The organism is Desulfofundulus sp., assembly GCF_049701015.1.
In the GTDB taxonomy this organism is placed as follows: domain Bacteria; phylum Bacillota; class Desulfotomaculia; order Desulfotomaculales; family Desulfovirgulaceae; genus Desulfofundulus.
The window spans coordinates 24663-31426 of the sequence record NZ_JBNATZ010000004.1 but is presented as its reverse complement, the minus strand read 5'-3'; the positions used below and the strand labels follow the sequence as shown (position 1 = coordinate 31426).

Sequence of the window (6764 nt, the reverse complement as noted above, 5' to 3'; positions counted from 1 at the left end):
GGAGACGGCCAGCCCGTCTATTTTCAGTTCCACCACATATTCCACCGGTTCGCCGGGCAGGGAGGAATGCACCCGGCGGTCAAAATCCCGCAGTTCTCCTTCGTCAAAGGCGTTGGACAGGCTGAGCATGGGGATGCGGTGACGCACGGTGGCGAAGCCTTCCCGGGGTTGCCCCCCTACCCGCTGGCTGGGTGAATCCGGAGTGACCAGGGACGGGTATTTACTTTCCAGCCTGATCAGTTCCCGCATTAATGCGTCGTATTGTTCATCGGAAATTACCGGGTCGTCCAGCACATAGTAACGGTAATTGTGGTATTCAATTTCCCTGCGCAGCTCCTCAATCCGCTGGCGGGCTTTTTCCATAGCACTGTCCAAAAATTACACCCCCTGAAACTGGATCAGGTGATGATTTCTGCCACAAAGCGGATAACCAGTGCCCCCGGAACAAAAAGGGCCTGGGCCAACAATGTACCTGCAAGTCTGGTCAGGGCCAGGTAGACGGCCATTTGTTTTACGTCTTCTTCGGGGCGTACTCCGCGCATAGCCTGGTCGGTGATCATGGCTGCTGTAGGATCCACCACCGTAGCTGCGAGTACGGCAGCCACGCCGTTGATAATTCCCGAAGTAAGGGTGGCCGTGGACCGGAAAAGGGGTATTAACGCTCCTGCATACAGGGCTGACAGCACACCGGTCGTCCAGATGCCGGTGATTAAAATGTTGGCTACCAGAAAATAGCGGGGTATGTTAAGCGGCCTCCGCAGGGCATCCCGGAAGCGGCCAGCCCCCGGCAGTGTAATCTTCCGGGCCATGGCAAAAAGCTGACGTGGCGAGAGGATCATTTTAAAAATGAGGCGGGGTACCGAACCCAGATCTTCCAGGAGCATTATTCCCCGGGTGAAAACCCGGACAAAGGTGGGAAGGAAAAGCCCTCCCACGATGGTTCCCCCAGTAGCAGCCATGATTACCATACGGATTTCCATGTTCAACCTGGCGAGCTGGCTCTGATAATAGGGGTCTGCCAGGATATTTCCGCTGCTGGCATGTTTTAAGCCGGCGTTAATGGCGTGTTCCACAATGGAAGACATCAGGGGTGCCTGAATCAGGTTCGCCGTGCTGGCAATGAGAAAGATCACCTGGAAAAGGGACAGGGCCGTGGCCAGGCGCTGGGTACGCACCCCGGCCAGGCGCACGGAATAAATCAGGGTGTTGATCATGTGAATGACGGCAGTTAACAGAGCCACGATAAGCAAACGAGTCATATGTGAAGCCTCCGCAGGAGATGGCGCAAATTTAACCGTGCTGGTTTTCCTTTGTCTTATTATTGCCTTCAACAGGCATGGGTCAGACTTCAACACGTTCCAGGGGGGCGTAGCGGGCCAAAAGAGTTTTGGTGCCCAGGTTGGGGAATTCCACCTGCAATTCGGCGTTCTCGCCGTGCCCCCTTACGTTGACCACCGTACCCTGTCCCCATTTGCGGTGTCTGACCCGGTCCCCAGGGCTGAAGGTGTAGGCCGGGGTCTGTTCCCGGACGGGCGTGAGTAACCCGGGTCCCCTTCTTTTGCCTGCTTCCCGGAGCAGTCCGGTATTGGAAGAAGCAGGTTCTGTTTGTCCTTTCCCATTCCCGCTGTCGAGGGGGTCATCGACTGTAACCAGGTGAGGCGGAATCTCTTCCAGAAAACGGGACGGGTCGTTGTGCCGGGTGGCTCCGTACAGGGTGCGTTGCCAGCAGTGGGTTAAATAAAGCCGTTCTCTGGCCCGAGTAATGCCTACATAGCACAGTCGTCTTTCCTCCTCCAGCTCCGCGGGTTCAAGCAGGGAGCGGGAGTGTGGGAAGACCCCTTCTTCCATGCCCACCAGAAAAACTACCGGGAATTCCAGCCCCTTGGCGCTATGCAAGGTCATGAGCACAACCTGATCGGCTTCCTCGTCGTAATTATCTATGTCGCTTACCAGGGAAAGTTCGGCCAGAAAAGCGCTCAAGGTTCGTTCCTCGGCCCGGCGGTCGAAGTCCTGGGTTACCGAGAGAAATTCTTTCAGGTTTTCCTGCCGGGTACGGGATTCCACCGTATTTTCGGCCTGGATTTCCTGCCAGTACCCCGACCGCTGGAGCACTTCCCGGGCCAGGTCGGTTACGCTGAGTTCGTACTGGTGTTCGTACAGCCAGCCAAAGAAACGGGCCAGTTCCATGCAGGCAGTCCGCACGCTTCTCGTCAGGCCGGGTATTTCGTCCACCCTGGCCAGGGCCTCCAGTACTGGAATTTCCCTGGTGGTGCTGAAGGCAACCAGTTTATGAAAGGAAGCTTCTCCTATACCACGGCGAGGTACATTGATAATGCGTCGTAAACTTACCGTATCCGACGGGTTCACCACCAGCCGCAGGTAGGCCAGCAGGTCCTTGATTTCCTTGCGGTCGTAGAAACGCAGGCCGCCCACAATGGCATAGGGAATACCCTGGTGCAGGAAAATTTCCTCCAGTATCCGGGACATGGCGTGGGTGCGGTAAAGAACTGCCATATCCCGGTAGGGCACGCCCAGGCGGTGGAGCCTGGTGATGCGGTCGGCTACGAAATTGGCCTCGGCCCGTTCGTCGTGGGCCAGATAGACCACCACCGGGTTTCCGGTGCCGCTGGCTGTCCAGAGCCTTTTGTCCCTGCGCCCCCGGTTACGCCGGATGACGTGATTGGCGGCATCCAGAATAATCTGGGTGGAGCGGTAGTTTTGCTCAAGTTTGACCACCTTTGCATCAGGGTAGTCTTTTTCAAAGTCAAGGATGTTCTGGATATTGGCACCACGCCAGCTGTAAATGCCCTGGTCTGGATCGCCCACCACGCAGAGGTTGCGGTGCTCCCGGGCCAGGAGGTTCACCAGCACGTACTGAGCATGGTTGGTGTCCTGGTACTCGTCCACCAGGATGTAACGAAAACGGTTCTGGTAATAGCGTAAGACCGCGGGGTTCTCTTCAAAGAGGCGGACCGTGAGCATGATCAGATCGTCAAAGTCCAGGGCGTTGTTACGGAGGAGCTTGTCCTGGTACAGAGCATAAACACGTGCCACATGACGGGAGTAAAAATCAAAAGCTTCGTCCTGGTAGGCACCGGGTCCCAATAGTCTATTTTTCGCTCCGGAGATTGCCGCAGCTATGGTCCGGGGGGGGAACTTTTTCTCATCCAGGTTTAATTCTTTCAGACAATCTTTCAAAACCGTTTGCTGGTCGTGTTCATCATAAATCACGAAATTTTCGGAGTAGCCCAGAAAGCGGGCTTGCTTACGCAAGATACGCAGGCAGGCGGAATGGAAAGTGGAAACCCACAGGTCCCGCGCCACATGGGGAACCATGGCCTGGACCCGCTCTTTCATTTCCCTGGCGGCTTTGTTGGTAAAGGTAATGGCCAGGATATGATGCGGGTTCACTCCCTGCTGCAGGAGATAGGCGATGCGGGTGGTCAGCACCCGGGTTTTACCGCTGCCTGCACCTGCCAGCACCAGAAGGGGTCCGTCTGTGTGCTTGACTGCTTCTTTCTGGGCCTCATTCAGGTTCTTCAACAGGTCCATTTATTAATCACTTCCCATCCAGGGTGGATTATATCACAGGCCCTGGTTTTTCGGTACCATTAATTTAGGTGCCATTAAAAAAGAAGAAACCCGGTGCTTTTAACTAAAGACCGGGAAATCTCACATTCACAGGAAGAGCTGTATGAAGAAATCTAACTCTCCTGACCTGTCACAGCAGGTTCAAAAAAGAGCGGAACTCCTCACCGGCGGACAGCGTCATGCATTTTGAAACTCTAATCTTCCTTCCGCCGCCTGGCCAGTTCGCCAAAAACCTCATCCGGTGTAATACCCTGCTCTGCCAGGATTACCAGCAGGTGATATAGAACATCAGCGCTTTCCTCGATAACCTCTTCCCTGTCCCGGTTTTTAGCCTCGATGATCAGCTCTGTCGCCTCTTCTCCCAGCTTCTCAAGCATTTTGTCCAGGCCCTTGTTGAAGAGTTTGGCGGTGTAAGAACCGGGGGGTCGCTTTTCCTGCCGCTCCTTGATCACCCGGTAGAGCTCTTCTAATATCAGGGAACTGGCTTCGGGAGTATCTTTTTCATTCTCTTTGTCCCCGAGTTTTTCATTGCCGGCAGAAGCTGGCGTGTTGCCCGTGCCGCCAACTGCTGGTGTACCTCCCGGCAGCGATTTGGGGCCGTAAACTTCCTCCGGGTTGAATTGCTGCTCTCCGATTATTTCCGTCTGTCCCGTTTCCCGGTTGATGCGGTAGTGGAAACAGGTGTAGTATCCCTCGTGGCAGGCGGCTCCCGTTTGCTTGACCTTGACCAGCAGGGTGTCCCGGTCGCAATCATAGATTATCTCCTGCACCTTTTGCACGTTACCCGAGGTTTCCCCTTTATGCCAGAATTTTTGACGGCTACGGCTCCAGAACCAGGTCTCACCGGTGGCCAGGGTTTTTTCCACCGCTTCCTTGTTCATATAGGCCATCATCAAGACCATGTTGGTCTCAACGTCCTGGATAATGGCTGGGATCAAACCGGCACTATCGTATTTCAAAGAGCTTGTATTAAACGTCATCGGTTTATCCTCCTGTTTTAAAGAATTGTCTGCTGCGTGTGTGCCGCCTGCCTTAAACTAACAGGGTAGCCGTACGGGGATACCCCGCTCCTTGAGATATTCCTTCACCTGGCGGATAGTGTATTCGCCAAAATGGAAGATCGAAGCTGCCAGAGCTGCGTCGGCCTCGCCGGCAGTCAGACCCTCGGCAATATGTTCAAGAGTACCCACCCCACCGGAAGCAATTACGGGTATGTTCACCGCCCGGGCCACGGCACGGGTCAGTTCCAGATCATAGCCGTCTTTGGTACCGTCCCTGTCCATACTGGTGAGCAGGATCTCCCCTGCCCCCAGCGCTTCAACCTCCCTGGCCCACTGGATGGCGTCGATGCCTGTGGGTGTACGTCCGCCGTGTATGTACACTTCCCATTTCCCTTCACCAACCCGGCGGGCGTCTATAGCCACCACAATGCACTGACTGCCAAATCGCTGGGCCGCCTCCGCTATGAGCCGGGGGTCCTTCACCGCGGCAGTATTTATGGAAACCTTATCAGCTCCCGCAGATAAGATGGCCCTGATATCTTCCAGGGAGCCGATGCCTCCGCCTACGGTAAAAGGAATGAACACTTCTCCCGCCGTACGGTAAACCATGTCCACGACTGTTTTGCGGCCCCGCGCTGAGGCGGTGATATCCAGAAAGACCAGTTCGTCAGCCCCTTCCCGGTCGTAGAGAGCAGCCAGCTCCACAGGATCACCGGCGTCCCGCAGGTTTAGAAAATTGGTTCCCTTGACCACCCGGCCGTCGGTTACGTCCAGACAGGGGATAATGCGTTTGGTCAGCACACCTTTTCCTCCAATTCCGCCCGGGCAATTTCCAGGGCATCGCGCAGATTTATAGTGCCGGCATAAAGGGCTTTACCTATGATCACCGCTTCCACTCCCAGTGGCTCCATGGCCTTGAGTGCCTGCAGATCAGCCAGATTGGAAACTCCCCCGGAAGCAATGATCTTGAGCTGCGTGGAACGGGCTACTTCCTCCACCACGCTCAGATTGGGGCCTTTCAGCGTGCCATCCCGCCAGATGTCGGTAAACACCACCCGTTTGACACCCAGGGCTTTCATCTCGGCGGCCAGTTCCAGAGCATTCTTTTCGGCCGTCACTCCCCAGCCTTCAATGGCCACTTTGCCGTTGCGGGCGTCAATGCCTACCACGATGGACTCGCCGTAACGGGCGCAGGCCTCGGCAACCAGACCGGGATTGATAATGGCCACTGTCCCCAGGATTACCCGGGCAGCCCCAAGCTCCAGCAATCGTTCAATAACCGTCATGTCACGGATGCCTCCTCCCACCTGCACGGGTATGCGGACGGCGGAAAGGATGCTCCGGATAATGTCCCAGTTCTTGGGTTCGCCGGTAAAGGCTCCATCCAGATCTACCACGTGCAGCCAGCGGGCGCCCTGGTCCTCCCACAGGCGCGCTACTGCGACGGGGTCGTCAGAGTAAACGGTTTCCCTGTCCAGCCTGCCCTCCACCAGGCGTACACATTTGCCTGCCCGCAGGTCAATTGCCGGGATAATTAACATTTGGCCACCAACTCCCCAAAGTTTTGCAGAATTTTTAGCCCCAGGGTGCTGCTCTTTTCCGGATGAAACTGGATGCCAAAAACGTTACCCCGATTGACCATGGAGGTAAAGGGCTGACCATAGGTGGTTACCCCTGCCACCAGGTCCTGATCCCCCGGGTCTACATAATATGAATGGACAAAGTAAAAAGTTGATCCGTCGGGAATTCCCCTGGTCAGGGGACTCTCCTTCTGGAAGAATACCTGATTCCACCCCATATGGGGGATTTTAACGTTCCAGTGAATACGGCGTACCCGGCCGGGGAAAATGCCCAGGCCCGGTGTCGAACCAAACTCCTCACTCACTTCAAACAGGAGTTGCAGTCCCAGGCAGATACCTAAAAAAGGTTTGCCTCCGGCAATGGCCTCTTTGACCGCCCGGTCCAGACCGGCAGCCCTGAGGTTGTCCATGGCATCCCGGAAGGCCCCCACCCCGGGCAGGACCACGCCCGGGGCCTGTCCCACCCGCTCCGGATCCTGTACCACTTCGGCTCTGAACCCCACCCTTTCAAAAGCTTTCTCTACGCTGCGCAGATTACCCATCCCATAGTCAATAATGGCAATCAAAATTTCCGCCTCCTCCCCCTCCAGAA

At 55.7% G+C, this 6764-nt stretch carries 7 protein-coding genes; all 7 read right to left on the bottom strand.

Annotated elements, in window-relative coordinates:
- Positions 1 to 363 (bottom strand): DNA ligase LigA-related protein (locus ACPLUI_RS00740; RefSeq protein WP_424658356.1); only part of this gene is annotated, 363 nt, incomplete at its 3' end.
- Positions 364 to 398: 35 nt separating this feature from the next.
- Positions 399 to 1259, bottom strand: a complete 861-nt coding sequence (locus ACPLUI_RS00735) for a lipid II flippase Amj family protein (protein ID WP_424658355.1) — start codon at positions 1257 to 1259, stop codon at positions 399 to 401.
- 82 nt (positions 1260 to 1341) lie between these two features.
- Positions 1342 to 3552: a DNA helicase PcrA gene (pcrA, locus tag ACPLUI_RS00730; RefSeq protein ID WP_424658354.1), complete on the bottom strand. Its 2211-nt coding sequence runs from the start codon at positions 3550 to 3552 to the stop codon at positions 1342 to 1344.
- A gap of 233 nt (positions 3553 to 3785) precedes the next feature.
- Positions 3786 to 4571, bottom strand: a complete 786-nt coding sequence (gene hisI / locus ACPLUI_RS00725) for a phosphoribosyl-AMP cyclohydrolase (RefSeq protein ID WP_424658353.1) — start codon at positions 4569 to 4571, stop codon at positions 3786 to 3788.
- A gap of 57 nt (positions 4572 to 4628) precedes the next feature.
- Entirely contained in the window at positions 4629 to 5393 is a 765-nt protein-coding gene (gene hisF / locus ACPLUI_RS00720) for an imidazole glycerol phosphate synthase subunit HisF (RefSeq protein ID WP_424658352.1), read from the bottom strand.
- Positions 5387 to 6133, bottom strand: coding sequence for a 1-(5-phosphoribosyl)-5-[(5-phosphoribosylamino)methylideneamino]imidazole-4-carboxamide isomerase (gene hisA / locus ACPLUI_RS00715; RefSeq protein WP_424658351.1), 747 nt, complete (start codon positions 6131 to 6133; stop codon positions 5387 to 5389). The genes hisF and hisA overlap by 7 nt, the downstream gene beginning before the upstream one ends.
- Positions 6127 to 6738, bottom strand: coding sequence for an imidazole glycerol phosphate synthase subunit HisH (gene hisH / locus ACPLUI_RS00710; RefSeq protein WP_424658350.1), 612 nt, complete (start codon positions 6736 to 6738; stop codon positions 6127 to 6129). Before hisH ends, hisA begins: the two co-directional genes overlap by 7 nt.
- Positions 6739 to 6764 lie beyond the last annotated feature (26 nt).

Bases quoted from the DNA above. Each gene is read 5' to 3' on its own strand.
- ACPLUI_RS00735 (WP_424658355.1), bottom strand. From the start codon at position 1,259: ATGACTCGTTTGCTTATCGTGGCTCTGTTAACTGCCGTCATTCACATG.
- hisA (WP_424658351.1), bottom strand. From the start codon at position 6,133: ATGTTAATTATCCCGGCAATTGACCTGCGGGCAGGCAAATGTGTACGC.
- hisI (WP_424658353.1), bottom strand. From the start codon at position 4,571: ATGACGTTTAATACAAGCTCTTTGAAATACGATAGTGCCGGTTTGATC.
- pcrA (WP_424658354.1), bottom strand. From the start codon at position 3,552: ATGGACCTGTTGAAGAACCTGAATGAGGCCCAGAAAGAAGCAGTCAAG.